1 protein-coding gene is annotated in these 256 nt (G+C 39.1%); it reads left to right on the forward strand.

The annotated features are described in order from the left end of the window. Positions 1–256 (forward strand): hypothetical protein (locus tag AOM43_RS08605; protein WP_152618855.1); only part of this gene is annotated, 256 nt, incomplete at both ends.

Below are 256 nucleotides of genomic sequence, written 5' to 3' on the forward strand. Positions count from 1 at the left end.
GAAAAAATTGAGATTAAGACGAGTGATGACCGCATCATTTCGTATTTTATTAGAAGACCTAAAAGTCTCAATCAATGGCTTTTAGAAAAGGTCGAGCGTTCTGATGGACCCACCATTCAATATGATTATGCGCATGTGGATGATGATTTTAACGAATATCCACGCATCATTTACAAAGACCTTCCCGATTCTCGATCTGTTCACATTGGTTATTGGCGAAGAAAGGACGTCAGCAATGGGATAAAGATTGACGTAG

Origin of the sequence: Parachlamydia acanthamoebae (assembly GCF_000875975.1) — a bacterium.
In the GTDB taxonomy this organism is placed as follows: domain Bacteria; phylum Chlamydiota; class Chlamydiia; order Chlamydiales; family Parachlamydiaceae; genus Parachlamydia; species Parachlamydia acanthamoebae.